The organism is Actinomadura sp. NPDC047616 (genome assembly GCF_040642915.1).
GTDB classification, from domain to species: domain Bacteria; phylum Actinomycetota; class Actinomycetes; order Streptosporangiales; family Streptosporangiaceae; genus Spirillospora; species Spirillospora miaoliensis.
This window is the reverse complement of the sequence record NZ_JBEYTB010000002.1, coordinates 621,286-646,655: the sequence shown is the minus strand read 5'-3', so window position 1 is coordinate 646,655 and position 25,370 is coordinate 621,286. Positions and strand designations below refer to the sequence as shown.

The following is a 25,370-nucleotide window of genomic DNA, read 5'->3' as shown; positions in this document are numbered from 1 at the left end:
TGCCGTCGGCCCGGTCTCGTCACCCGGCCCTGCCGCACGTCTCGTCAGCCCAGCTCCTCGCGCAGATAATCGCGCCACAGCGCGGTGAAACGGTCCGGGCCGACGCCCAGTGTCCCGCGCAGCGCGGTGTCCTCCGGCATGCGGCCCGCGGCCCGGTAGAGCCGGACCAGCGTGGCCTCACCGTACCGCTCGGCGATCATCCGGCACGCCAGCCACGCCCCCTGGTACGCCTGCGACAGCCGCGGCGAGGAGCCGTCGAAGTCGGCGCGGCCGGGGAGCCGGGCGGGCAGCCGCCCGGCGGCGACCTCGGCGCGCAGCTCGCGGGCCGCCGACCGGACGCCGACGTCGGCCCGCAGGTAGCCCACGTAGTCGGCCAGGCCCTCGATCAGCCACAGCGGGGTGCGGCCGTCGCGTGCCCCGCCGGTGGCCACGTGGGTCAGCTCGTGCGTCAGCACGACGTCGCGGCCCAGCTCGTTGAGGCGGGCGAACGCGGTGGGAGAGACGACCACGCGGTCGGCGCCGGGTCCCTCGGCGGTGGGCGCCACGGTGGCGACGGCGGCGATCTGGTCGAGGTTCTGCGACGGCCCGGCCAGCGCGGCGGCCAGCCGGGCGTCGGCGGGCACCAGCGCGACGGTGCGCCTGCGCCGGCCGTCGCCGGTCACGCCGGCGACGACGGGCACGGCCGCGTCCAGGCGGCGGGCGATCTCTTCCAGGCGCGGCCCGTCGCCCACCACGAGGGTGTGGCGGCCCCGGACCACGGTGAGCGGGCCGCCGTCGAAGACCTCGCCCTCGTCGGCCAGGCCGCGCGCGGAGCCGTCGCCCACGACCGTCCAGAAGCCCGCACGCGGCGCGAACGTCAGGTAGCGGATGCGGACGACGGATGCGTCGTCGAAGCCGCGCAGACGGTAGCTCAGCCGCACGCGGGCCACGGCGGTGCCGGGTTCGACCCGGTCGAGCGTCTCGCTCCACGACGCCAGCGGAAGCCGGAGCAGGTTGTCGAACAGGCGGCCCTGGGCGTCGCGGTACGGGGCCGGGGCGGTGGCGACCGTGGCCATGAAGGCGGTGCGGTCGCGTTCGCGTACGGCGCGCGTCCGGTTGGCCAGGACGGCCGCGACCGCGCGCGCGTCGGGCGCGGTGGTGGGCGTCGCGGAGGCCGTGGTGCGGGCGGGCGAGTCGGATCCGGCGGCGGTCAGGCCGAGGCCCGTCAGCAGGCATCCCGCGAGGGCGACCGCGGTCGCGATGACGGCCGCGCGGCGCGAGACCCGGCGGGCCGGTGTCCCGTCCGTCTCGGGGCGACCGTCGTCGTCCATCATGCGCGCGATCCTATGCGGGGAGCGGTGCCGCTCATGCGGCGTGACAGGGACGGGAAGACAGAACGGCGTGGCCGCCCGTCAGGGGCGGCCACGCCGCGGCAGAGACTGTGGTTCGGTCCGTCATGGACCCCGGAAGATGGAGACCGCCGGAATACCGGGGTGGCGGTCCGTGTTCTCAGAAAGAGTTCTCAGGTGGCGCTCACTCCTTCCAGACGCCTACCGGGTTAGCTGACGGGTTCGGTCGTGGAAGTCGACCTACGGCGCACATGTCCTCGACTATTCCGGGTGCGGGACATGGGCGCCGATTCACCCCGGAGCCGGCGACGGCCCGTACGGACGGGCCCGAGACGGCCGGCTCGGTGGGTCCCCGGCTCCACCCCGCGTGTTCGGGGCGGACTCGGCGGCCAAGCGGCGATGAACTTGTTCGGCTGGACTTGCTGAAGGACGGTCCCGGGTGCGGGATCCGTCCGGCCGGGCCCGGTGGGCCTCCGTGACGCGCTCACGGCGCCATGCACACCGAGGCGTGCGCACGTGCGGCCTGGGACCGGCGAGCGGGGAACGGCATCTGGCGGATGCCGCGGGGATGACGCGGCACGGTGTGCCGCTGCGGGGCGCGGCACCTGGCGGGTGCCGCGGGGGCGACGCCTGGGAGACGTCGCCGCTGGTACGGCGCCTGGCGGGCGTCGCAAGCGATCACAAAGTACCAAAGAGCGACGGATAGGCAAATACCCGACAAAAAGATCTACGGTCCAGGTCAGAGCGCATCTGACCTGGACCGTAGTCGCGAAAACGGGGCGGGGGCGAGGGGAGCGCGGGCCGTCAGACCCGTCCGGCGCCGTAGAAGTTCGTCCGGTAGTAGCCCGAGGTGATCGAGACGATCTCCACGTTCTTGCCGGTGCGCGGCGCGTGGATCATCTTGCCGCCGCCGATGTACAGCCCCACGTGCCCGAGGCTGTTGAAGAACACCAGGTCGCCGGGCTGCAGCGCGTCGAACGACACGCGGCGGGTCGCGGCGTACTGGCTGTTGGTGACGCGCGGCAGGTTCACCCCGGCCGCGCCCCAGGCGCGCATCGTCAGCCCCGAGCAGTCGTAGCCGTTCGGCCCCTCGGCGCCGTACACGTACGGCTTGCCGAGCTGCGCGTAGGCGAAGTTGATCGCCGTGCGCGCCGACCCGCTGGCCGGGCCGTTGTAGGTGGCCCCGCCGCCCGCGCCGGGCTTGTCGTCGCGCTCGCCGAGCCTGCGCAGCAGCTTCTTCTGCGCCGCGATCGACTTGTCGACCTCGGCCTTCTTCTCCCGCAGCTCCTTGGCCTTCTTGGCGACCTCGTCGTAGGCCGCCTGGGCCTGCGCCTGCTCCCGGCGCAGCCGCTGCGTGGAGGCCAGGAACTGGTCCAGCTCCGAACTGCGGTTGCGCGACAGGTGCGAGATCACCGCGGACTGGTCGAGGATCTTCTGCGGGTCCTCCGCGCCGGCGAACCCGACGACGTCGCCGGTGTCACCGTTCTTGTACGCGGTGGCCGCCATCTCGGCGATCTTGCGGCGCAGCTCGTTGAAGGTCTTCTGCTCGTCCGCGCCGGCCCTCTTGGTCGCCTGCAGCTTGCGCTTGGCGATCTTCAGGTCCTCGCCGACCTGGTTGTACTTCTCGACCAGCTGCTCGACCTGCTCGTTGAGCTTGGTCAGCTTCTTGCGGGCGTCGGCCGCGCTCGGCGTCGGCTCGGCATTCGCCGCCGCCATGGGCACCGTCAGGGACGCCGCCAGGGTGAGGCAGGCGGTCGCCACCAGGCGCCGGGGGGCGAGGTGCCCCCCGAAGAGACTCCGTGGGCCTCGCGAGTCCGCCGCGGGAGCCCCGGTCAAATGACTGGTCACGGTCGGTTATGCCCCTCTCGTCCATGACATCAGCGGACGACACTAGCGAGGGGTCACACCAGTCACAACCGATTCGTCACTACTTGCACTGCTTGTTTGGCACATGGCCACGCTGTGTCACGGAATGATCGCCGAGCGCTCAGGAGCGGCCCAGACGGCGCAGCAGCAGGGTCGACGGAGCGGGACGGGCCCCCGCGCGGCGGGCCGCGTCGGCCACCTCCCGGTCGGACGACACCACCACGATCGCCCGGCCCGACGGCTCGGCCCGCACCAGCTCGCCGATCAGCTCGTCGGCGGTCTGCCCGGGACGGCTGAACAGCACCCGCACCCCGCGCGGCGGGTTGATCGCCACCGGGGCGTCCAGGTCGGCGCCGTCGAACACGCACGTCACCTCGGCGCGGGTCTGCGCCGCCAGGCCGCCCAGCCCCGACAGCAGCCGGATCCGCTGGTCCGACAGCGGCAGCTCCCCGTAGCCGGTCTTGGTGACGTTGTAGCCGTCCACGACCAGATGCACCTGCGGCAGCGTCAGCAGCCGGTCCAGCAGCTGCGGGTCGTCGTCCGACAGCGACCGGCCGGGCAGCGCCCGCAGCGCCTGCGGGTCCGGCGCCACCCCGCCGACCGCGTCGGCCGGGCGGCCGATCGTGGACGGCAGCGCCAGCTCCCGCCGCACCCCCTGCGCGGCGTCCACCAGCGCGTCCAGCAGCATGCGCAGCCGCACGTCGTCGATGTTGCGGCCCTCCCGCGCGGCGCGGCGGGCCGCCTCGGCGTTCGCCTCGGCCTGCCCCAGCCGGGCGCGCAGCCGCCGCAGCTCCTTGGAGTCGGCCGCCGCCGACTCCAGCGCCGCCGCCAGCCGCCGCTCGGCCGCGGCCACCGTCGCCTCGGCGTGCTCGCGCACCGTGCGCGCCTTCGCACGCGCCTCGTGCAGCTTGCGCCGCAGATCGGCGATCTCGGCCTTGGCCTCGCGCAGCTCGGCCCGCAGCTTGTCCGCCTCGGCCGAACGCGTCGCGCGCACGGCCGCCAGCTCCTCGCGCAGCGCCGCGACGCGGCGCTCGGCGGCGGCCTCCTCCGAGGCGGTGGCCGACCGCTCCAGGTCCTCGCGCGCCGCCTCCACCTGCCGCGTCCAGCCGTCCGGCCGCAGCAGGTACGCCAGCGCCGCCACCCGCACCGGATCGGCGGCGGGCGGCACCTGCCCCGCCTCCAGCGCCTCGGCCAGCTCGGCCTGCCCGGCACGCAGCGGCTCGGCGACGCGGCGCCGGAACGCCTCGTCCTTCTCCAGCAGCGCCGCGATGTGCTGCGCGGCGAACTTGGCGCGCTTGCGCCGCTCGAAACGGGCGAACGGGCGCAGCGGGACGGGCACCTCGTCGGGCGGGAGGGCGCCGATCAGTTCCGCGGCGGCCTCGACGACGTGCTGCCGGACCGCCTCGGGGAGGGGACGGGCGAGCCGCTCGTCCGGATCCGGGCCGCTGTCGATGGTCCTGCTCCTCCCAGGCCGAAATGACCCCCGGTGCGCTGTCTGTTCCCGGGCGTCATGCACCTTAACCGGCGCGAACGCGTGATCCCCCGACCCCCTTGCCACCCCGGGGGGTTCTGGGGGGTCGTCCCCCCGGCAAGGGTTCGGCCGGTTCGCGCCCGCCCCCCGAGGGCACAGCGGCCACACGGTGCGTTCCGGCGACGTCCACACTAGCGGCCCCAGCACTGTCGGTGGCGTCCTCTACGGTCGCCAGCATGACTGCTGTGCCCGGCCATCGCGGTCACGCCTCCCGCGGCGGACCCGCCCCACTCCACGGCGTCCAGGGCACCCTCGACGACCTCGGCACGCCCCTCGCCGAGGTCACCTTCGTCGTGGTCGACCTGGAGACCACCGGCGGCTCGCCCGCCGACTCGGCCATCACCGAGATCGGCGCGGTCAAGGTCCGCGGCGGCGAACCGCTGGGGGAGTTCGGCACGCTCGTCGACCCGGGCGGCCCCATCCCGCCGTTCATCACCGCGCTCACCGGCATCACCCAGGCCATGGTGACCGCCGCCCCCCGCATCGAGGCGGTGCTCCCGGCGTTCCTGGAGTTCGCCCGAGGCGCCGTGCTGGTGGCGCACAACGCCGGGTTCGACATCTCCTTCCTCAAGGCCGCCTGCGCCGCCCACGGCTACGCCTGGCCCGCGTTCCCCGTCGTCGACACCGTCGACCTGGCCCGCCGCGTGCTGACCCGCGACGAGGTGCCCAACTGCAAGCTCGACACCCTGGCGCGGTTCTTCCGCACCGGCACCGCGCCCTGCCACCGCGCGCTCGCCGACGCCCGCGCCACCGTCGACGTGCTGCACGGGCTCATCGAACGGCTCGGCTCGTTCGGCGTGCACTCGCTGGAGGAGCTGCGCGGGTTCGCCAAGGCGCCCACCCCCGAGCAGCGCCGCAAACGCCACCTGGCCGCCGACGTGCCCAGCGCCCCCGGCGTCTACCTGTTCGAGGACGCCCGCGGCGAGGTCCTGTACGTCGGCAAGAGCGGCGACCTGCGCTCGCGCGTGCGCAGCTACTTCACCGGATCGGAGACCCGGCTGCGCGTGCGCGAGATGGTCGGCCTGGCCGAACGCGTCCGCACCATCGTGTGCGCCACCGGCCTGGAGGCCGAGGTCCGCGAGCTGCGGCTCATCGCCGAGCACAAGCCCCGCTACAACCGCCGCTCCAAGTTCCCCGAACGGTCGCTGTGGCTGAAGCTGACCGTCGAGCCGTTCCCGCGGCTGTCGATCGTGCGCGAATGCCGCGACGACGGCGCCGCCTACCTGGGGCCGATGGCCTCGCGGCGGCAGGCCGAGGAGGCCCGCGCCGCGCTGCACGAGGCCGTCCCGCTGCGCCAGTGCACCCAGCGGCTCACCCCCCGGCTCATCGCCGCCGGACGGGCCCGCACCTGCGTGCTCGCCGACCTCGGCCGCTGCGGCGCCCCGTGCGAGGGCCGCCAGAGCGCCGACGCCTACGCCGGCCACGCCGCCACCGCCCGGTCGGTCATGGCGGGCGACGTGCGTCCCGTCGTCGCCGCGGCGCAGGTGCGCATCGACCGCCTCGCCGCCGAGCTGCGCTACGAGGAGGCCGCCGTCCAACGCGACCGGCTCGCCGCGTTCGTCCGCGCCGCGGCGCGCAGCCAGCGCCTGGCCGCGCTCGCCCGCTGCTCCCAGCTGGTGGGCGCGCGTCCCGCGTTCGACGGCGGCTGGGAGCTGGCCGTGGTGCGCCACGGCAGGCTCGCCGCGGCCGGGACGATCCCCCCGCACGCCCACCCGCGCCCGTACGTCGACGCCCTCGTCGCCACCGCCGAGACCGTGTTCCCCGGGCCGGGCCCGGCGGGCGCCGCCGGCGCCGAGGAGATGGAGTGCGTGCTGCGCTGGCTCGACTCGCCCGGCGCCCGCCTGGCCGAGGTGCGGGGGGAGTGGAGCTGTCCCGTGCACGGCGCCGAGGGCCTGCGCCGCTGGATCGAGGCCGCCTACGTGACGCCCGACCCCGAGGACCACGGGTCCCGGCGCCCCCTGCGCTGACGGCGCCGCGGCCCGCTAGGGTGACGGACTGACCCGGCGCTCCACCGTCCTCCGGAAGGGATCCCCCCGCGCATGGCCCTGCCGCTGTACGACAGCCAGCCGACCCGGAGGGTGCCCTGGGTCACCTACACGCTGGTGGCGGTGAACGTCGTGGTGTACCTGCTCACCCCCATGGCGAACTTCGCCACCTGGTACGGGGAGGGCCGGGCGCGCGAGTGCCGCGCGGCGGAGTTCGTGCTGGAGCACGGTGCCGTGCCCGAGGAGCTGACCACCGGACGGCAGCTGCCGCCGCCGGAGTCGATCGTCCGCCGCTGCGGGCCGGTGACCTACGACAAGACCCCGTGGCTGTCGGCGTTCACCTCGATGTTCCTGCACTCGGGGGCGCTGCACCTGATCGGCAACCTGGTCGCCCTGTTCGTCGTCGGGCAGGGCGTGGAGGACCGCCTCGGCCGCTGGCGCTACCTGCTCAGCTACCTGGCGTTCGGCCTGGTCGCGGTGTACGGGTACGCCTACACCTCCGCCGACACCGGCACGCCGCTCATCGGCGCGTCCGGCGCCATCGCCGGGGTGCTGGGCGCCTACCTGGTGCTCAACCCCCGCGGCCGCATCGTCAGCCTGCTCATGCCCGTGGTGATCCGCCTGCCGGTGTGGACCGTGCTGGGCTACTGGTTCATCATCCAGTGGCTGTCGACGGGCGACGACGAGAGCAACGTCGCCTACGTCGCGCACATCTACGGCTTCGTGGCGGGCATGCTGTTCGCGCTGCTGGCCCGGCGCGCGGGCCCGGCCCGCAAGATCGCCGCGCTCAGCCGCGGGTAGAGTCGGGCGACGGAGTCGTACCAGAGGCTGGGGAGGTTGCGGTGGTCACCGCCATCGTGTTCGTCAAGACCGACGTGGCGCGCATCCACGAGGTGGCCGAGGCGGTCGCCGCGCTGGAGAACGTCAGCGAGGTCTACTCGGTGACCGGCGAGTACGACCTGATCGCCATGGTGCGGGTGCGCCGCCACGAGGAGCTGAACGACGTCATCCCGGGCCGTCTCAACAAGGTCCCCGGCATTCTGGACACCGAGACCCACATCGCCTTCCGCACCTACTCCCAGCACGACCTGGAGGCGGCCTTCTCCCTCGGCCTCCCCGACGCCGACTGACCGGCACCCGAAACGGAGCACAGCGGAGTGGAGGGATGCCGGTCAGTCGCGGGGGTGAAGGGGGGCGTCCCCCCTCCCTGTAGGCAGGCTCAGTTCTTGAGGGACTGGGAGGTGGCGGCCCAGCGGTCGAGGAGGATGGCGGCGGCGCCGGAGTCGACGGCCTCGGCGGCACGGGCCTGCGCCTCGCCCAGCGCCGCGGTGAGCCCGCTCGCGGCCGGGACGCCGTCGTAGGCCACCATCAGCGCCGCCGCGTTCAGCAGCACCATGTCGCGGACCGGGCCGCGCTCACCGGCGAACACCGCGCGGGCCACGCCCGCGTTGTAGGCGGCGTCGGCGCCGCGCAGGTCCTCCGGCTTGGCCCGGGGGATGCCCAGCTCGGCCGGGTCGAAGGTGGTCTCGGTGACCGCGCCGTCGCGCACCACCCACACCGTGGACGTGCCGGTGGTGGTCAGCTCGTCGAGCCCGTCGTCGCCGCGGAACACCAGCGACGAGCAGCCCCGTTCGGCGAACACGCCCGCGATGACGCCCGCCATGCGCGGGTGGAACACCCCCACCGCCTGGCAGGTGGGGCGGGCCGGGTTGGTCAGCGGCCCCAGGAAGTTGAACACCGTGGGGGTGCCCAGCTCGCGGCGCGGCTTGGACACGTACTTGAACGCCGGGTGGTACAGCGGCGCGAAGCAGAACGTGATGCCCAGCTCCTCGGCCACCCGGGCGTTGCGCGCGGGCGGCAGGTCGATGGCCACGCCGAGCGCCTCCAGCAGGTCGGCCGCGCCGCACGACGACGACGCCGCCCGGTTGCCGTGCTTGACCACCCGCACGCCCGCCGCGGCCGCAACCACCGCCGCCATCGTGGAGATGTTGACGGTGTGGGCCCGGTCGCCGCCGGTGCCGACCAGGTCGGCGATGCGGCCGGGCACCGCGATCGCGGTGGCGTTGGCCAGCATGCCGTCGGCCAGCCCGGCCACCTCCGCCACCGTCTCGCCCTTGGCGCGCATGGCCACCGCGAACCCGGCGATCTGCACGTCGGTCGCCTCCCCGGCCATGATCGTGTTCATGGCCCAGGCGGTCTCCTCGCTGGACAGCGACTCTCCGTCGAGCAGGGCGCCCAGCAGCGCCGGCCAGGTGGTGCGCGGATCCATGGTGTTCCCCCGAGGGGCGGGTCGGCCCGGCTCGACCGGCCGGCGGCCGGGCGGAGCGGGTGAAGCGGTCGGGTACGGCTCGCCGGCTAGACGGCCGGGAGGCGGTCGGCGGTGCGCATGCGCACCAGGTCGGCCACCGCGCGGGCCACCGCCATCGGGTCCAGCGGCAGGCTCACCACGGCGTCGGCCCGCGACCAGGTCGCCAGCCAGCCGTCGTCGCGCCGGGCGATGACGGCGAGCACCGGCGGACAGTCGTAGACCTCGTCCTTGGCCTGCCGGCAGACCCCGAGGCCCCCGGCGGGCTGCGCCTCGGCGTCGACCACCAGGACGTCGATGTCGCCGCGGTCCAGCCGTTCCACCACGGCGGGCTGGGTGGCGATCTCGACGTACTCCACCTTCGGCAGGTCGGCGGCGGGACGGCGGCCGATCGCCATCTTGATCTGGGCGCGGGTGCCGGCGTCGTCGCTGTAGATGAGAACCTTCACGGGGCTCTCCGGCGCGGTGCTCATGGCAGAGAAGGCTACCCGTTCCGCCCGCGCGGGAGCGAGGCGGCCGACCTGCCGCGTCCGCCCGTTCCCCCAGCAGGCCCCCGGCGCCGGCCTCGTGGGACGGGTTGTGCGTCATGGGGGCGGCGGTGCCGTGGAGTCGCCGTGTGAACACCTCCACGAGCCGCTGATGGGGGGTCATGCACGGGTCGGCGGACAGGTGACGTAATAATGCTGCCCGTGGCAACAGCAACCGCGATAGAGACAACACCTCACGCTCGGGCGAACCGTCCCAACCTCGTCAGCGTGGGGACGATCGTCTGGCTGTCGTCCGAGCTGATGTTCTTCGCGGCTCTGTTCGCGATGTTCTTCACGATCCGCTCCGTGACGATCGGCCAGGAGGGGCACGGCGCGTGGCCCGGCGCCCCACTCGACCTGCCGCTGTCGGCGGTCAACACCACGATTCTGGTGCTTTCGTCAGTGACCTGCCAGATGGGCGTGTTCAAGGCCGAGGCCGGCAAGGTCGGCCGCTCCGGTAGCCTGCTGAACGTGCGCGGCTGGGGTCTGCGCGAGTGGTACGTGCTGTCGTTCCTGATGGGCGCGTACTTCGTGGCCGGCCAGTGCTACGAGTACTACAACCTGGTCACCAAGGACGGCCTGACCCTGTCCTCCTCGGCGTACGGGTCGGTCTTCTACCTGACCACGGGCTTCCACGGCCTGCACGTGACCGGTGGGCTGATCGCGTTCCTGTTCGTGCTGGGCCGCACCTACGCCGCGAAGCGCTGGACCCACGAGCAGGCGACGAGCGCGATCGTGGTGTCGTACTACTGGCACTTCGTCGACGTGGTGTGGATCGGCCTGTTCGGCGCGATCTATCTGCTCGACATCTGACGTTCCAACCCTCGTACCGACGATCATGACCCGAACGGGGATTTCCGTGAAAAGGTTCACCGCATGGCGACGGCGCCCATGGGCGGGCTACGCCGTCGTCCTGGCGGCCCTGGCGGCGATCGGCGTCCTCTATGCCGGCTTCACGCCGCAGAACGACCGCGCCGAGGCGGCCGGTAACGCCCAGGCAGCCGAGGATCTGCAGAACGGCCGGCAGCTGTACAACAAGAACTGCGCCAGCTGCCACGGCCAGAACGGCGAGGGCACCAAGGACGCCAACGGCAAGCCGATCGCGCCGAGCCTGCTCGGTGTCGGCGCGGCCTCGGTCGACTTCCAGGTCAGCACGGGCCGCATGCCGGCGATGAACCCGGGCGCGCAGATGCCGCGCAAACGGCCGATCCCCGAGTTCAACGTCGACGTCAAGACCGACTACCACGAGCCGGAGAAGCGCGAGGCCGCCGAGAAGCAGAAGGCCCAGGCCGAGAAGAACCTGGCCGACCTGCGCAACTACATCGCCTCGCTGGGCGGCGGCCCGGCCGTCCCCGGCGCCGAGCAGGTCGACCCGGCCAAGGGCGACGCCGCGCTCGGCGGCAAGCTGTTCCGGACCAACTGCGCCCAGTGCCACAACTTCGTGGGGTCGGGCGGCGCGCTGACCGGCGGCAAGTACGCCCCGCCGCTGGACAAGAGCGACGTGACGCCGACGCAGATCTACGAGGCCATGCTGACCGGCCCGCAGGCCATGCCGGTGTTCAACGACACCACGCTGACGCCCGAGAACAAGCGGGACATCATCGCCTACCTGGTGCAGACGCGTGAGGAGCCCAACCCGGGCGGTAACGGCCTGGGCCGCGTCGGCCCGGTCTCCGAGGGCCTGGCGGGCTGGCTGATCGGGCTCGGCCTGCTCGTCCTGGCGGCGATGTGGATCACCGCGAAGAAGCCGAAGAAGCTGAAGAAGTCATGAGCGAGAACAAGGACCAAGGCACCGGCGGCGCGCAGCGGCCGCGGGAGGAGGGCGGCGCGCCCGGACGCGTGGTCGGCACGCCGTCCCCCGCCGCCGAGCGGCGGCTGCTGCCCGAGGGCGACATCTCCGCCCCCGAGGGCGCGGGCGAGGAGCTCGACGAGCAGTCGGCCAAGCGCGCCGAGCGCGTGGTGGCCGCGTTCTTCCTGCTCGCCTTCGCCGCCAGCGTGGCGTTCATCGCCTACTACATCGGATGGAGCGGCCGCCACGGCGGCATGCACGGCATCGACCGGGCCCGCGAGTCCAACCTGTGGCTCGGCGGCACGATGACGCTGGCGTTCCTCGCCATGGCCATCGGCGTCACCATCTGGGTGCGGCGCCTGATGACCAGCAAGCCGATCGTGCAGGAGCGGCACGAGCTGCGCGCCGACGACGCCACCCGGGAGGCGTTCAGCAAGACGTTCCTGGACGGCGCCCAGGAGAGCGGCATCACCAAGCGCCCGCTGCTGCGCCGCACGCTGCTGCTGGCGGCCGCGCCGCTGGGCCTGGCGCCGCTGGTGCTTCTGCGCGACCTCGGCCCGCTGCCGGAGAAGCGGCTGCGCCACACCTGGTGGGGCGAGGCCGTCCGCAAGGCCCAGGCGCAGGGCAAGAAGGGCGTGCGCCTGGTGGTGGACGGCACCAACAAGCCGCTGAAGGTCAGTGACTTCGCCACCCCCGGCGGCATGATCACCGTGCTGCCGGAGGGCATCGAGGAGCACACCGAGCACCCGCTGAACGAGGTCGCCAAGGCGGTCACGATCCTCATCAACATCCCGGCGGACCAGTTCAAGCCCGTCAAGGGACGCGAGAACTGGCACGTCAACGGGATCGTGGCGTACTCGAAGATCTGCACGCACGTGGGCTGCCCGGCGGCGCTGTACGAGCAGACCACCCACCACATCCTGTGTCCGTGCCACCAGTCGACCTTCGACGCCACGGAGGGGGCCAAGGTCATCTTCGGTCCGGCGGCGCGGCCGCTGCCGCAGCTGCCGCTGGCCGAGGAGGACGGTTACCTGGTGGCCACCGGCGACTTCCCCGAGCCCATCGGGCCGAGCTTCTGGGAGCGCGGATGAGCCAGACCGCACCGGCCGCGCCGAAGGCGGTCGAGGGGTCGCTGAACTTCCTCGACGACCGCCTGGGGTCCACCACCTTCTTCAAGCGCAACGCGCGCAAGGTGTTCCCCGACCACTGGTCGTTCATGCTGGGCGAGATCGCCCTCTACTCGTTCATCATCCTCCTGCTGACCGGCACGTTCCTCACGCTGTGGTTCAAGCCGAGCATGCACGAGGTGATCTACGACGGCTCGTACACCAAGCTCAACGGCGTGAAGATGTCCGAGGCGTACGCCTCGGCGCTGCACATCAGCTTCGACGTGCGCGGCGGCCTGCTCATGCGGCAGCTGCACCACTGGGCCGCCATCCTGTTCATGGCGTCGATCATGGCGCACATGCTGCGGGTGTTCTTCACCGGCGCCTACCGCAAGCCGCGCGAGCTGAACTGGCTGATCGGCATCGGCATGTTCACGCTGGGCATGATCGAGGGCCTGTTCGGCTACTCGCTGCCGGACGACCTGCTGTCGGGCACCGGCCTGCGCATCACCCAGGGTGTGCTCGAGGCGATCCCGCTCGTCGGTACCTACGGGTACATGTTCCTGTTCGGCGGGGAGTTCCCCGAGGGCGACAACGGCGACCTGATCCCGCGTCTGTTCACCCTGCACGTGCTGCTGATCCCGGGCATCATCCTGGCGCTGGTGACGGCCCACATGATGATCATGTGGCATCAGAAGCACACCGCGATGCCGACCCGCAACCAGACCGAGAAGCAGGTCTACGGCTACCCGTTCTACCCGGTGTTCATGGCCAAGACGGGCGCCTACTTCCTGTTCACCTTCGGGGTGCTGGCGCTGCTGTCGACGTTCACCCAGATCAACCCGATCTGGCTGTTCGGGCCGTACGACCCGGGCGCCATCTCGGCGGGTTCGCAGCCCGACTTCTACATGGGCGTGCTCGAGGGCTCGCTGCGCATCATGCCCAACTGGGAGATCACCGCCTGGGGCCACACGCTCAGCCTGAACGTGCTGATCCCCGCGCTGGTGCCGCTGGGCATCGTCTTCGGCGGCGCGGCGGCGTGGCCGTTCATCGAACGGTGGGTGACCGGCGACAACCGCAGCCACCACGTCAACGAGCGTCCGCGCAACGCCCCGGTCCGCACCGGCGTGGGCATGGCGGCCGTCACCTTCTACGGGCTGCTGTGGCTGGCGGGCGCCAACGACGTGCTCGCCGAGCGGTTCCACGTCTCGCTGTTCGCGACCACGTGGTTCTTCCGGTTCGCCGTCTTCGTCGGGCCGGTCGTGGCGTACATCGTCACCAAGCGGATCTGCCTGGGCCTGCAGCGCAAGGACGCGGCGGTGATGGACCACGGCGTGGAGAGCGGCATCATCGTGATGTCGCCCGAGGGCAAGTTCAGCGAGCGGCACGTGCCGGTCGGCGAGGACGACAAGACCGTCATCCTCAGCAAGGAGAACGCCAAGCCCGAGGCTCCCGCGGTGGACGCCGGCGGCGTCCCCGCGCCGGGGACCAAGGGCCCGATGGGCTTCCTGCGCTCGCGGCTCCAGCGGGCCTGGACCTTCGACGACATCCCCGTCGAGGACAAGGGCCACCACGGCGAGCACCACGAGGTCGAGAGCGGGGAGCACGGCGGCGCCGAGAAGAAGGAGCTCAGCCGCTAGCATCCGCTGTATCACCACGACGAGGGCCCGTCACCGCGCACGGTGACGGGCCCTCGCGTCATCCGACTGACTGACAGGTCCATGAACCCCACGCGTACCCTCGTCGTCACCAACGACTTCCCGCCGCGGCCGGGCGGCATCCAGGCGTTCGTGCACAACCTGGCGATGCGGCGCCCGGCCGGTTCCATCGTGGTGTACGCGCCCGCCTGGAAGGGAGCGGCGGCGTTCGACGCCGCGCAGCCGTTCCCGGTGGTGCGGCATCCCACGTCGCTGATGCTGCCCGAGCCGACCGTGCTGCGCCGCGCGGGTGACATCGCCCGGTCGGAGGGGTGCGACTCGGTGCTGTTCGGGGCCGCCGCCCCGCTGGGACTGCTCGCCGCGCCGTTGCGCCGGTACGGGGTGGAGCGGTTCGTCGGCGTCACCCATGGGCACGAGGCCGGATGGGCGTCGCTGCCGGTGGCGCGTCGGGTGTTGCGCCGTATCGGCGACACCGTGGACGTGCTGACGTACCTGGGGGAGTACACCCGGTCGCGTATGGCGAGGGCGTTGTCGCCTTCTGCCGCGGCGCGCATGTCCCGTCTCGCGCCGGGGGTGGACGAGAAGGTCTTCTTCCCCGGTGCGGGGGGCGAGCAGGTCCGGGAACGGTACGGGCTGACGGGCCGTCCCGTGGTGGTGTGCGTGTCGCGGTTGGTGCCGCGTAAGGGGCAGGACGCGCTCATCCACGCCTGGTCCCGCGTGAAGCGGGAGGTGCCGGACGCGGCGTTGCTGCTCGTCGGTGGGGGGCCGTACCGTCCCCAGCTTGAGCGCATGGCCGCTTCGCTGGGCGTGGCCGACGCGGTGGTGTTCACCGGCAGCGTGCCGTGGGAGGAACTGCCCGCCCACTACGACGCGGGCGACGTGTTCGCCATGCCGTGCCGTACACGCCGTAGAGGGCTGGACGTCGAGGGGCTCGGCATCGTCTACCTGGAGGCGTCCGCCACGGGGTTGCCCGTTGTCGCGGGGGATTCCGGTGGCGCGCCCGACGCCGTGCTGGACGGCGAGACGGGAGTGGTGGTGCAGGGGCGTTCGGTGCCCGCCGTGGCCGCCGCCGTGGCCGGCCTTCTCCGCGACCCGGGGAAGGCCCGTGAGATGGGGCAGCGGGGACGCGCCTGGGTGGAGAGCGAGTGGCGTTGGGAAGTGCAGGCCGCCCGTCTCGACGCGCTGCTCAGCCCGTAGTCACGTGGGGCCGCCCGCCGCGCGCCGGCGGGCGGCCCCACGAGTCATGACGCGGCGGTGCCGGGGGCCGTGCTCGCCCGGGGGACGGTGCTCGGCCGGGGGGCAGGGGGCCGGTTCCGCGGGGTTCCCCACCACCGCGCCGTCGGCGGGGCGTCCGTCACGGAACCGGCCGGTCAGGTGACCGCGGCGAAGCGCCGGCGGTGCGCGGGTGGGGACGCCCCGGCTCCCGTTGACCAGGTCCACGCGGCCCCTGTCGAGGAGGGCGGATGATCCCGGCGGTGCCGTCCTCGGCGCCCTGGGTGGGGGAGAACCTGGAGGCGGGCGCCCGGTGCGGACGGACCGGTCCGGCGGGATCGGGAGTGCGCGGACGGGAGACCGGGGCGCGACCCCGGCATGCGGCCGCGGCAGGACGGGAGAAGGGGTGGGCCGCCCCGCTGCGGTGATCGTTCATCGGGGCACCTCCTCCGGTTGCGCCGGCGACCGATGACGTGCTCGACGTTAGGGCGGGCGGGCGGCGCCGCGAACTCCGTTAGGGCCGACTTAAGGGACAAATCAGACGGCGCTAAGGCCTTGGTCACCGGCCGGAACGGGCGGCGCGCGGGCCGGCCAGCGGCAGCACCGCGCCCGCCGCGAGCAGGGCGGCCAGGGCGAAGCCGAGCGCGGCCAGGCCGTGCGCGGCCAGCGTTCCGGCGATCTGCGGGCCCAGGCTGGCCCCGGCGAACAGCAGCGCCGAGTACAACGAGACGGCGGGCGCGCGGGCGGCGCCGGCCCGGGACCCGATCGTGTCGATCAGGGTGGGGATGGCGACCGCGATTCCCGCGGTGACCAGCATGAGCAGCAGCGCCAGGCCGAGCGTGCCGGGGTGCAGCAGGCCGACCAGGGCCACGCCCGCCGCCGCCGTGGCCAGGGCCAGCGCCAGCCGCGCGCGGGCGGGCACGCGCGCCAGCCGCGACGAGAGGAGCGGCACGGCCAGGATCACCGGCAGCGCGCTCGCCCGCAGCCCGAGCAGCCCGGTCGTGCCGGTCAGCTGCAGCCCGGTGTAGATCGCGACGAACGCGGCCAGCACCGTGGTCGTGGCCAGGTAGAGCGGCAGCAGGTCGCGCCTGACCAGCAACGGCGGCATGGCGCGGTAGGCGTCCAGTGGGGAGCCGTCGGTACGGGGCTCGTCCGGCAGCAGCACCCGCAGCAGGACGAGGGCGAGCAGGACGAACGCGGCGGCGCCGACGACGAAGAACGCGCGCCAGTCCAGCGCCGCGGCCAGCCCCTGCGCGACGAGCTGCCCGACCACCGCGGCCGACAGGAAGCCGGTGGTCAGCAGGGTCACGGTGGTGAGCCGGTGGCGGGGAGCGACGCGTTCGGCGATGTAGGCCATGGCCACGGGCGGGAACGCGCCGGTCGTCACGCCCTGCAGCACGCGCAGGGCCAGCGCGGCGTGCGGGCCGGGGGCCGCCGCCACCAGCCCCGTGGTGACGGCCGTGGCGGCGATGCCGGCGACGATGACGCGGCGGCGCCCGAACCGGTCCGATAGCGGGCCGAACAGCAGGAAACCGGCCGCGTACCCGAGCCCGAACGCGCTGACCAGCCAGGTCAGCGACGCCGCGCCGGTGTGCCAGTCCGCGGCGGCGGGGCCGAGCAGCGGGATCATCGCGTACAGCTGCGAGGTGGCCAGCAGCGCCGTGAGGCCCAGCACCGCCGCCGTGCGGACGGTCGGCGCGTAGGAGGGGGCCTGGTCGGCGGAGGCGGCGGATGTCATCGGCGGGGACGTGGTGCGCTCCATGGTCGGCGACAGTATCCAACCAACCGGTTGGAAGTCAACCAACCGGTTGGTGGCGGTGATGGCTATCATGTGGCCCATGCCCAGTGATGACGTCCCGTCCACCTCGTCCGGGCCCGGCAGGGCCGCCTCCCCGCGCGCCGAGTCGACCCGGCTGGCGCTGCTCGCCGCCGCCCGCGAGGAGTTCGCCGAACACGGCATCGCCGGGGCCCGGGTGGACCGCATCGCGCGCCGGGCCGGCGTCAACAAGGAGCGGATCTACGGCTACTTCGGCAACAAGGAGAAGCTGTTCGACGCCGTGATCGAGACCGCGCTGGACGAGCTGATCGAGGTCACCGCGCTGCCGGGCGACGACCCGGCCGGGTGGGTGGGGCGGATGTTCGACTACTACCGCGACCACCCCGACCTGGCGCGGCTGCTGCTGTGGGAGGGCCTGTACGGCCGCACCGAGAGCCTGCCCGAGCAGCGGCGGCGGGTCGCGCACTGCCAGGACAAGGTCGCCTCGCTGGCCGCGAACCTGGGCCGCGAGCCGTCGCCCGAGATCGGGCGGCTGCTGCTCGTGCTGACCGGCCTGGCGCTGACGCCCGTGGCGTTTCCGCAGCTCGCCGAGCTGTTCCGCACTCCCCTGGACGGTCCGGAAGCGGCCGCCGAGATGCGTGAACATCTGACCGCCTTCGTACGTATGGCACTGGCGAACACGGATTTTTTGTAACCAGCGCACATCCGGGTGGCCCATGGGGCGTATGCTCCGTGGGTGCGGGCCGACCCCGATGAGGGGAACGCCCCCGGACGCCACGGGAGCAGAGCGGGCTCCCGGCGTGGCGGCCGCACTGTCTCAGGGAACCGGCGCCGGGTATGAGCGGGCCTGGCGCGGTAAGGGGCCGATGCCCACGTTCGCCGAGCGCTCCGCCTCCTTCCACAGGAGAGGGGCATGGCGCAACGCGACGGCAGGCATGCGTCTCAGGGCTTCACCTATGCGTCGCCGCAGACGACACACGTGTCTCCGCAGGAGACCTCTGCGAATTCGCAGGAGGACGCGTACGCACAGGCGGAGACGTACGCGCGCTTCTGGGAGGACCGGCCGGGCGCACGCCGGCGGTCCCGTAACCGGCGGCAGCGGCCACAGAAGCGGCAGCGTTCCCGCGCGGCCGGGGTGGCCGAGGAATGGCTGTTCGGCGAACGCCCCCCGGACGAGCCTCTTCCCGGGGGACCGCCCGGATCGGTCTTCGCCGAGCCGCAGCCCGAGCCGCCCGAGCTTCCCCGGCGACGCTCCACGCGGCGGTACGAGCCGCCCGGACGCGACCGGAGCGCACTCGTGCGTCCCCTCAGCGAACGGCGCTCTCCCGAGCAGCATCCCAGCGCGCGGTTCCCGGCCGGCGGCCGCTTCCCCGCGCCCGAGAACCCGGCCGTGGGAGAAGGGGCGTCCCCGGATCTCACCTCCACGTCCCCCGACCTGGCCTACGACCCGCGCGGTCTCCGGGCCGGCCCCCGCGGGCTCGGGTCCGAGGGGCGCTCGCCCGCCCGTGCGGGGCGTGAGCGGGCGGACGGGCGCAGGCGGCGCGGCGGTAGGGAGCGGCGCGGCAAGGAGGACGGGCGGACACCGGACCGGCCGAGGCGGCGGGATGACGGCGCCCCGGCGGCGGCGCCGCGTCCGCGGATCAAGCTCGGCCAGACCGACCGGCTGAGCGCGGGCGCGCTGACGCTGTCCATCGTCGTCGGCCTGGCGTTGCTCGCGGTCGTGGAACGCGCCGTCCTGGAGGGCGGCCCCATCGGCACGCCGCAGCAGGCCGGGTCCGCGGGCGCGCTGCCCCCGGCGCGCGACCGGTCGGCCACGCCGCGGCGCGGCGAGTCCCCGGCGCGTCCCGCGCAGAGCCCCGGCGCGTCCACGCCGACCGCGCCCGACGTGGAGACGCTGACCGCGCAGATCCGCCGCGTCACGCTGCTGCAGCGCGGCCCGGCGGCCCGGCAGGCGTACGGAGCGGAGCCGGCCGCGCAGCCCGTCGTCGCGACCGTCCGGATGAGCGCCGACCGCACCTGGGCGTTCGGCACCACCGCGATCCCGGTGCCGGACGGCCGCTCGGCGATGCCCGAGGTGGCGTTCTTCGTGGCGCGCTGGTCGCTGGGACGCTGGCAGACCGCGCTGTCGGGCTCCAGCGCGTTCGCCGCCCAGCTCGGCCGGGTGCCCGCCGGGGTGATGTCGGCGGACGAGGCCAGGGTGCTGGCCCGCTTCAGCTCCGTCACCGCCCAGCAGGCCGCCACCGCGACCAACGGGTCCCGCGTCGGCGACCGGCTCATGCTGCCCTGGAAGGTCGGCGAGATCTGGTCGATGGGCACGGCCGCCGAGGGCGGGGCGCAGCCGGGCCGGCCGCTCGGCACGCTGGCGTTCTCCGGCGGGGACGGGCGCGTGCTGGCCGCGGGCGACGGCCGGTTCTACCGCTTCTGCCGCGACGGGGCGGGCAACGCGCTGGTCATGGTGCTGCACGACAGCGGCCTGGCCAGCGCCTACTACCGGATGCGGGGGGTCGCCGCGCTGCGGGACGGCAGCGTGGTACGGCGCGGCGACCTGCTCGGACGCACCGGCACGGCGCGGCCCTGTGGCGGCGCGCCCGCCCCGCGCGCCGAGGTCCAGTTCGGTTTGCGCCGCGGCGCCGAAGGGGTGCCGCTGGAGGGCGCGCGGATCGGCGGGTGGACGTTCCGCGAGCAGGCCAACCCGCTGCTGGGGTTCGCCCAGCGCGGGCTGATGCAGGTGCTTCCCGGCGGGTTGCTGGCCAACCTCGGGCCGGTGGCCCCCGCCGACGACACCGCGCCTCCGGGCCAGGGCGGCGACGACGCGCCCGGACGCGGCAACGGCAACGGAAAGGGCAACGGCAACGGCAACGGCGGCAACGGTGCCGGGACCGGAGCCGGAAAGGAAAACCCCGCGCCTCCCGCAACACCGGATAGGAGTTCGACCAGTGAAGATCCGCAGTAGCGACGAGCCCGTCCTGCCGTCCTGGGCGCTGTGGGCCATCGCGCTCGCCTCGGTGCTGGTGCTGGTGGGAGCGGCCACCCCGCCGGGCGCCGCCGCGGCCGGCCAGGTGCAGGCGTTCCTGAACTACTACGTGGGCGTGTTCACGCTGCTGACGCTGACCGCCGCCGTGGTCAGCGGCCTGCTGGCCACCGACCGGTTCATCCTGCACATCCGCCACCGCGTGCTGGTCCAGGGCGCGCACCGGGCCGCGTCCCTGCTGTCGGTGACGTGCGTGGTCGCGCACGTCATCGTCAAGGTGCTGGGCGGGCTGGCCGCCCCGGCGCAGATCGTCGTCCCCAGCTTCGGCCCGGTCGGGCTCGGCACCCTCGCCTTCGAGATGATGATCTTCCTCGGGCTGACCGGGCTGCTGCGCGTCCGGTTCGCCTTCCGCGGCGGCGCGCCGTGGCTGTGGCGGTCCATGCACGCGATCGCCTACGTCGCCTGGCCGCTGGCCCTGGTGCACGGGCTCACCGCAGGACGCGCCGCGGCGAACTGGGTGAACCTCAGCTACATCCTGTGCGCGGGCGCGGTCTTCCTGGCCCTGGTCACGCGGCTGTTCACGGCGGGCAAGCCGCGCGAGATCCGCTACGTCGGCCAGGGCATGACCGACCCGGCCACCGTGGCGCCGCGCACCGTCGTCCAGGCGCCCGGCCTGGCCGACCTGCCGGCCGATCCGCTGGCCGATCCGCTGTCCGCGCCGCAGGGGGGCGCCCGCGGCGGTGAGGTGGTGCGATGACGTCCACCTCCGCGATCACCGTCGGCAACATCGGCGGACCCCGGCTGACGCTCGGCTTCGACCGCTTCGAGCGCCTGGACCTCAACCGGCACCTGGCCGTGCACGGCAAGCTGCACACGCCGGTGCTGGAGGACGTGGTCAAGATGTGCGAGCAGGTCGACCTGCGCGGCCGCGGCGGCGCGGGCTTCCCGTTCGCCCGCAAGATCATGGCGGTGGCGGCGCGGATCCGGTACCCCTCGGCCGACCAGACCGACCTGCTGCCCGGCGAGGAGCGCGACGACCGCCGCGACAGCGAGGACGCGGTGGTCGTGGTCAACGGCGCCGAGGGCGAGCCCGCCAGCTTCAAGGACAAGGTGCTGCTCACCCGGGCCCCGCACCTGGTGCTGGACGGCGCCGAGATCGCCGCCACCGCGCTCGGCACCCGCCGCATCGTGGTGGCCGTGGAGAGCGAGGAGGCCGCCCGTTCGATCCGGGCCGCCATCACCGAGCGGCGCATGCCCGCCCGGGTGGTGCTGCTGGCCGAACGGTTCATCTCCGGGCAGGCCGGCGCGGTCATCAACGCCATCAACGGCGAGCTGCCGGTGCCGCCGACCCGCAAGGTCCGCGCCGCCGAACGCGGCGTGGACGGCTGCCCCACCCTGCTGTCCAACACCGAGACGTTCGCCCAGCTGGCCGTGCTGACCTCGCTGGGCCCCGACCTGTACGCGTCGGCGGGCACCGACGACGAGCCCGGCACGACGCTGCTGACCATCGGCGGCACCAAGGTCGTCGAGGCGCCGCTCGGCACCCCGCTGCGGACCGTCCTGGACCACTGCGACGTCCCGCCCGGCCCGGCCGTGCTCGTCGGCGGCTACCACGGCCTGTGGCTGGACCCGCGGAAGGTGAGCATGGCGGTGCTGTCCCGCAAGGGGATGCGCAAGGTCGGCGGGACGGTCGGCGCGGGCATCATCGTGCCCCTCACCCAGGGGACGTGCCCGCTCGGCGAGGTCACCCGCATCGTGTCGTACCTGGCGCGCGACTCGGCGGGGCAGTGCGGCCCGTGCCGCCTGGGCCTGCCGGAGATCGTGCGCACGCTGAACGCGCTGAAGGGCGGGGCCGCCATCCCCGACGACGTGCGGCGCGCCGCCGGGATCGGACGCGGCCGGGGCGCCTGCTCGCACCCCGACGGCACCGCCAAGTTCGTCGTGTCGGCGCTGGACGCCTTCGGCGCCGACATCGACCTGCACATGCGCGGCGGCGACTGCGGCATGAAGACGTTCGGCGTGCTGCCGCTGCCCGTGCCCAAGGGCTCCGAGGGCAAGGTCGCCATCGACTGGGGGCGCTGCGACGGGCACGGCCTGTGCGCGTACCTGCTGCCGGAGCTGATCCAGCTCGACCGCTACGGGTTCCCGCAGGTGCTGGGCACCGAGATCCCGTCCTGGATGGAGCGCGACGTGCAGCGCGCCATCGCGATGTGCCCCGCCCTGGCCCTGCGGGTCACCACGACATGACCGGCGGCGGGCGGCACGGCCGGCGCCGGGCCGCCGCGCCGCCGCCGCGGTGAAAAACGCCTCCGGAAAACGCGCGCCGGGCACCGGCGTGCGCGTTCGACGCTGCCCGCGAAAAGCCGCGCGGAGAAAACGCGGAAAAAGGTGATCCGAATGAACCGGGGAACCGTTCCGCCGCGTATTCACCGGCGACCCCCGTCGGGTCGGCCGACGCGATCACGGAAAGGGGAATGATATCGCGTGGGAAAGTCTTATGGAGCGGCGGAGATGCGCGTGCTGCGGCGTTTCGGGCGCAGCCAGATGCTTCTGGTCGCGGTCGCGGTCGTCGCGGTGGGGGCGGCGCTGTTCGTCGTGCTCAGCCCCCCGGGCCGGTCGGTGGCCAACGGGGCGTCCGGCGGCTCGCTCACCGGGACCACGACCGAGACCCGGTGGGGCCCGCTGGGCCCTCTCGACCGTGACCTGCTGACCAAGGTCCGCCTGGCCGGGCTGTGGGAGATGCCCGCGGGCCAGATGGCCCAGGAGCGGTCGGGCAGCGCCCGGGTCAAGGAGGTCGGCCAGATGATCGCCGAGCAGCACGCGCAGCTGGACGCCGACACCCGCACCACCGCCAGGCGCCTCGGCGTGATGCTGCCCAGCCAGCCCAACTCCGACCAGCAGGGCTGGCTGCGGGAGATGTCCGGGGCGACCGGCGCCGACTTCGACCGGACGTTCGTGCTGCGGCTGCGCGCCGCGCACGGAAAGGTCTTCCCGGTGATCGCGCAGGTTCGCTCAGAAAGCCGCAACACCGAGGTCCGCGCCTTCGCCGAACGCGCGCTGCGCTATGTCAACACCCATATGACCTTGCTGGAGAGCACGGGTCTGGCCACACAGGAGTCCCTCGTTTCCAAGTAGGTCCCCGACCCCGCTTCCAAGGGAGATCTCTAATGCGCAAGAAGAAAGGCATCGCCGTGGTCGTCCCGGCCGCCCTGCTGGTGGCGGCCTCGGTCGCCCAGCCCGCGGCCTGGGCGGCGCCCGCCGAACCGCTCGCCGCGGCCGCGCCCGGCGACCCCGGAGACGGCCAGGGGAACGGCGACGACGGAACCGGCGGCGGCCAGCCCCCCGGGCAGCAGGCCCCGGGACAGCAGGCCCCGGGACAGCAGGCTCCGGGCGGCCAGGCTCCGGGCGGCCAGGACGGCCAGGAGCAAGGCGGGCAGGGCCAGGCCGGCCAAGGCCAGGACGGCCAAGGTCAGAACCAAGGCGGCCAGGGCCAGCAGCAGGGCGGCCAGGACCAAGGCCAAGGCCAGAACCAAGGTCAAGGCCAGAACCAGGGGCAGGGCCAGAACCAGGGGCAGGGCCAGAACCAGGGGCAGGGGCAGCAGCAGGGCGTCGTCCCCGGTCCGAACGCCGACGACTTCGTCCCCATCGCGCAGGCGCCGCGACGCGCCCAGCCGCCTGCCGGACGCAACGGCTCGCGTGGGACGTTCGTGTCGCGCTGTGGAACCAACCAGAACAACCACCACAACCCCGACAACTTCATCGTGGCGCCCGGCGTGCAGAACGGCGCCCAGCACACCCACGACTACGTGGGCAACCTGTCGACCGACGGGCAGTCGACCGACGAGAGCCTGGCCGCGGCGGGCACCACCTGTGCCCGGGGAGACAAGTCCACCTACTTCTGGCCCGTGATGCGCGACCGCGCCCAGCAGGACGACTCGCCGACCGCGGCGCAGAGCACCGCCGATGGCAACCTGGGCAGGATCGTCCGGCCGGCGCAGGCGCGGATGGAGTTCCGCGGCAACGCGCGCAGCAGGGTCGTCGCCATGCCGCGCTTCCTGCGGATCATCACCGGCGACGCCAAGGCGGGCACCAACGGCACCGCCAACGCCCGCGCCCTGTGGACCTGCTCCGGCCAGGAGAACCGCGCGTTCACCGACAAGTACCCCCTGTGCCCCGGCGACAGCCAGGTGACCCGCATCCTGGAGTTCCCCAGCTGCTGGGACGGCCAGAACACCGACAGCGCCAACCACCGCACGCACGTGGTGTTCCCCGACCAGGCCGGCGCCTGCCCGCCCGGCACCCGGGCCATTCCGCAGCTGCGCATGACGCTGCGGTACGACCTGCCCAACCGGGCGGAGGCGTTCGCCGTGGACTCGTTCCCCGAGCAGGCCCACGATCCGGTGACCGACCACGCCGACTTCGCCAACGTCATGCCCGACAACCTGATGCGGACCGTCGTCAACTGCATCAACAGCGGACGCAACTGCTCCTAAGCCGGCGTCCGCCCCCGGACGCACGGCCGGTGGGGACAGGTCTTCCGGCGCACCCTCACCGGCCGTGCCCGCGCCGTACGGGCGCGGCGAGGCGCGGCCGGGTCCGGGGCGCCGAGGGCGCGTTGGGCGTGCCCGCCTAGGATCGGCGACATGGACGTTGTGATCGCGGGAGGCCACGGGAAGATCGCACTGCGGCTGGCGCGGCTGCTGGCCGCGCGGGGGGACCGGGTGCGGTCCCTGATCCGCAACCCCGACCACGCCGGCGACGTGCAGGCCGCGGGCGCCGAACCCGTCGTGTGCGACCTGGAGCACGCGGGCGCGGCGGAGGTCGCCCGCCGCGCCGACGGCGCCGACGCGGTCGTGTTCGCCGCCGGGGCCGGGCCGGGCAGCGGCGCCGCCCGCAAGGACACCGTCGACCGGGCCGCCTCGGTCCTGATGGCCGACGCCGCCGAGCGCATGGGGATCCGCCGGTTCGTCCAGATCTCCTCGATGGGGGCGGGGCAGCCGCCGCGTCCGGGCACCGACGAGGTCTGGGCCGCCTACGTCAGGGCCAAGGGGGAGGCCGAGGACGACCTGCGCGCCCGCGACCTGGACTGGGTGATTCTGCGTCCGGGACGGCTCACCGACGACCCCGGCACCGGCCGCGTCACCCTGGCGGAGCCGCCCGTCGGCCGCGGCGACGTCACCCGCGACGACGTCGCCGCCGTGATCGTGGCGCTGCTGGACGCCCCGTCCGTCAACCACCGCACCCTGGAGCTGGTGGGCGGCGACGTCCCCGTCGCCGAAGCCGTCGCCGCCTTGTGACAGCGGGTGGAGGAGACT

21 protein-coding genes and 1 riboswitch are annotated in these 25,370 nt (G+C 73.6%); of the genes, 15 read left to right on the top strand and 6 right to left on the bottom strand.

Translation table 11 applies throughout. The features are described 5' to 3' along the window. Nucleotides 1–44 precede the first annotated feature (44 nt). The 3 genes from ABZ801_RS07195 to ABZ801_RS07185 form a co-directional block, all read right to left on the bottom strand. A complete protein-coding gene (locus tag ABZ801_RS07195) occupies nucleotides 45–1,313 on the bottom strand; it encodes a hypothetical protein (RefSeq protein WP_360693953.1) in 1,269 nt (422 codons plus the stop codon). 199 nt (nucleotides 1,314–1,512) lie between these two features. Then, nucleotides 1,513–1,726: riboswitch (cyclic di-AMP (ydaO/yuaA leader) on the bottom strand. Between the two features lie 406 nt (nucleotides 1,727–2,132). Next, complete coding sequence (locus ABZ801_RS07190) at nucleotides 2,133–3,044, bottom strand: NlpC/P60 family protein (protein ID WP_344955261.1); 912 nt, start codon at nucleotides 3,042–3,044, stop codon at nucleotides 2,133–2,135. 271 nt (nucleotides 3,045–3,315) lie between these two features. Then, nucleotides 3,316–4,710, bottom strand: a complete 1,395-nt coding sequence (locus ABZ801_RS07185) for an NYN domain-containing protein (protein WP_360693950.1) — start codon at nucleotides 4,708–4,710, stop codon at nucleotides 3,316–3,318. A 191-nt stretch (nucleotides 4,711–4,901) separates the two neighbouring features. Here ABZ801_RS07185 and ABZ801_RS07180 point away from each other — a divergent pair, with 191 nt between their 5' ends. The 3 genes from ABZ801_RS07180 (at nucleotide 4,902) to ABZ801_RS07170 (ending at nucleotide 7,840) form a co-directional block, all read left to right on the top strand. Further along, the gene (locus ABZ801_RS07180; protein ID WP_360693947.1) at nucleotides 4,902–6,692 is read left to right on the top strand and encodes a DEDD exonuclease domain-containing protein; all 1,791 of its coding nucleotides are present in this window, start codon (nucleotides 4,902–4,904) and stop codon (nucleotides 6,690–6,692) included. Nucleotides 6,693–6,764: 72 nt separating this feature from the next. After that, nucleotides 6,765–7,511 (top strand): rhomboid family intramembrane serine protease, encoded by a 747-nt coding sequence (locus ABZ801_RS07175; RefSeq protein WP_344955267.1) that lies wholly within the window; start codon nucleotides 6,765–6,767, stop codon nucleotides 7,509–7,511. A gap of 41 nt (nucleotides 7,512–7,552) precedes the next feature. Next, a complete protein-coding gene (locus ABZ801_RS07170; protein WP_344955269.1) occupies nucleotides 7,553–7,840 on the top strand; it encodes an Lrp/AsnC ligand binding domain-containing protein in 288 nt (95 codons plus the stop codon). 89 nt (nucleotides 7,841–7,929) lie between these two features. Here ABZ801_RS07170 and trpD read toward each other — a convergent pair whose 3' ends face one another. Further along, nucleotides 7,930–8,979, bottom strand: a complete 1,050-nt coding sequence (gene trpD, locus ABZ801_RS07165) for an anthranilate phosphoribosyltransferase (RefSeq protein WP_360693943.1) — start codon at nucleotides 8,977–8,979, stop codon at nucleotides 7,930–7,932. Nucleotides 8,980–9,065: 86 nt separating this feature from the next. Next, the gene (locus tag ABZ801_RS07160) at nucleotides 9,066–9,488 is read right to left on the bottom strand and encodes a hypothetical protein (RefSeq protein WP_344955272.1); all 423 of its coding nucleotides are present in this window, start codon (nucleotides 9,486–9,488) and stop codon (nucleotides 9,066–9,068) included. A 207-nt stretch (nucleotides 9,489–9,695) separates the two neighbouring features. Here ABZ801_RS07160 and ABZ801_RS07155 point away from each other — a divergent pair, with 207 nt between their 5' ends. From ABZ801_RS07155 to ABZ801_RS07135, 5 genes are all read left to right on the top strand, one after another. Then, complete coding sequence (locus tag ABZ801_RS07155; RefSeq protein ID WP_344955274.1) at nucleotides 9,696–10,355, top strand: heme-copper oxidase subunit III; 660 nt, start codon at nucleotides 9,696–9,698, stop codon at nucleotides 10,353–10,355. Nucleotides 10,356–10,401: 46 nt separating this feature from the next. Beyond that, nucleotides 10,402–11,313 (top strand): c-type cytochrome, encoded by a 912-nt coding sequence (locus tag ABZ801_RS07150; protein WP_344955276.1) that lies wholly within the window; start codon nucleotides 10,402–10,404, stop codon nucleotides 11,311–11,313. After that, nucleotides 11,310–12,422 carry a Rieske 2Fe-2S domain-containing protein gene (locus ABZ801_RS07145; RefSeq protein ID WP_344955278.1) on the top strand — a complete coding sequence of 371 codons (1,113 nt, stop codon included), beginning with the start codon at nucleotides 11,310–11,312 and terminating at the stop codon, nucleotides 12,420–12,422. The genes ABZ801_RS07150 and ABZ801_RS07145 overlap by 4 nt, the downstream gene beginning before the upstream one ends. After that, nucleotides 12,419–14,077 carry a ubiquinol-cytochrome c reductase cytochrome b subunit gene (locus ABZ801_RS07140; RefSeq protein WP_360693938.1) on the top strand — a complete coding sequence of 553 codons (1,659 nt, stop codon included), beginning with the start codon at nucleotides 12,419–12,421 and terminating at the stop codon, nucleotides 14,075–14,077. The genes ABZ801_RS07145 and ABZ801_RS07140 overlap by 4 nt, the downstream gene beginning before the upstream one ends. An 81-nt stretch (nucleotides 14,078–14,158) precedes the next feature. Next, nucleotides 14,159–15,292, top strand: coding sequence for a glycosyltransferase family 4 protein (locus tag ABZ801_RS07135; protein ID WP_360693935.1), 1,134 nt, complete (start codon nucleotides 14,159–14,161; stop codon nucleotides 15,290–15,292). Nucleotides 15,293–15,866: 574 nt separating this feature from the next. Here ABZ801_RS07135 and ABZ801_RS07130 read toward each other — a convergent pair. Beyond that, nucleotides 15,867–17,069 carry an MFS transporter gene (locus tag ABZ801_RS07130; protein ID WP_360693932.1) on the bottom strand — a complete coding sequence of 401 codons (1,203 nt, stop codon included), beginning with the start codon at nucleotides 17,067–17,069 and terminating at the stop codon, nucleotides 15,867–15,869. 76 nt (nucleotides 17,070–17,145) lie between these two features. Here ABZ801_RS07130 and ABZ801_RS07125 point away from each other — a divergent pair, with 76 nt between their 5' ends. From ABZ801_RS07125 to ABZ801_RS07095, 7 genes are all read left to right on the top strand, one after another. Next, nucleotides 17,146–17,778, top strand: coding sequence for a TetR family transcriptional regulator (locus tag ABZ801_RS07125; RefSeq protein WP_344955285.1), 633 nt, complete (start codon nucleotides 17,146–17,148; stop codon nucleotides 17,776–17,778). Nucleotides 17,779–17,997: 219 nt separating this feature from the next. Then, nucleotides 17,998–20,037 carry a hypothetical protein gene (locus tag ABZ801_RS07120; protein ID WP_360693929.1) on the top strand — a complete coding sequence of 680 codons (2,040 nt, stop codon included), beginning with the start codon at nucleotides 17,998–18,000 and terminating at the stop codon, nucleotides 20,035–20,037. Next, complete coding sequence (locus tag ABZ801_RS07115) at nucleotides 20,021–20,812, top strand: hypothetical protein (protein ID WP_344955289.1); 792 nt, start codon at nucleotides 20,021–20,023, stop codon at nucleotides 20,810–20,812. Before ABZ801_RS07120 ends, ABZ801_RS07115 begins: the two co-directional genes overlap by 17 nt. Beyond that, on the top strand, nucleotides 20,809–22,302 hold the full coding sequence (locus ABZ801_RS07110; protein WP_360693926.1) for a ferredoxin: 1,494 nt from the start codon (nucleotides 20,809–20,811) through the stop codon (nucleotides 22,300–22,302). The genes ABZ801_RS07115 and ABZ801_RS07110 overlap by 4 nt, the downstream gene beginning before the upstream one ends. A 237-nt stretch (nucleotides 22,303–22,539) precedes the next feature. Further along, the gene (locus ABZ801_RS07105; protein ID WP_344955293.1) at nucleotides 22,540–23,190 is read left to right on the top strand and encodes a DUF4142 domain-containing protein; all 651 of its coding nucleotides are present in this window, start codon (nucleotides 22,540–22,542) and stop codon (nucleotides 23,188–23,190) included. A 32-nt stretch (nucleotides 23,191–23,222) separates the two neighbouring features. Continuing rightward, on the top strand, nucleotides 23,223–24,548 hold the full coding sequence (locus ABZ801_RS07100) for a DUF1996 domain-containing protein (RefSeq protein ID WP_360693923.1): 1,326 nt from the start codon (nucleotides 23,223–23,225) through the stop codon (nucleotides 24,546–24,548). 150 nt (nucleotides 24,549–24,698) lie between these two features. Then, complete coding sequence (locus tag ABZ801_RS07095; protein ID WP_344955297.1) at nucleotides 24,699–25,352, top strand: SDR family oxidoreductase; 654 nt, start codon at nucleotides 24,699–24,701, stop codon at nucleotides 25,350–25,352. Nucleotides 25,353–25,370: the final 18 nt, after the last annotated feature.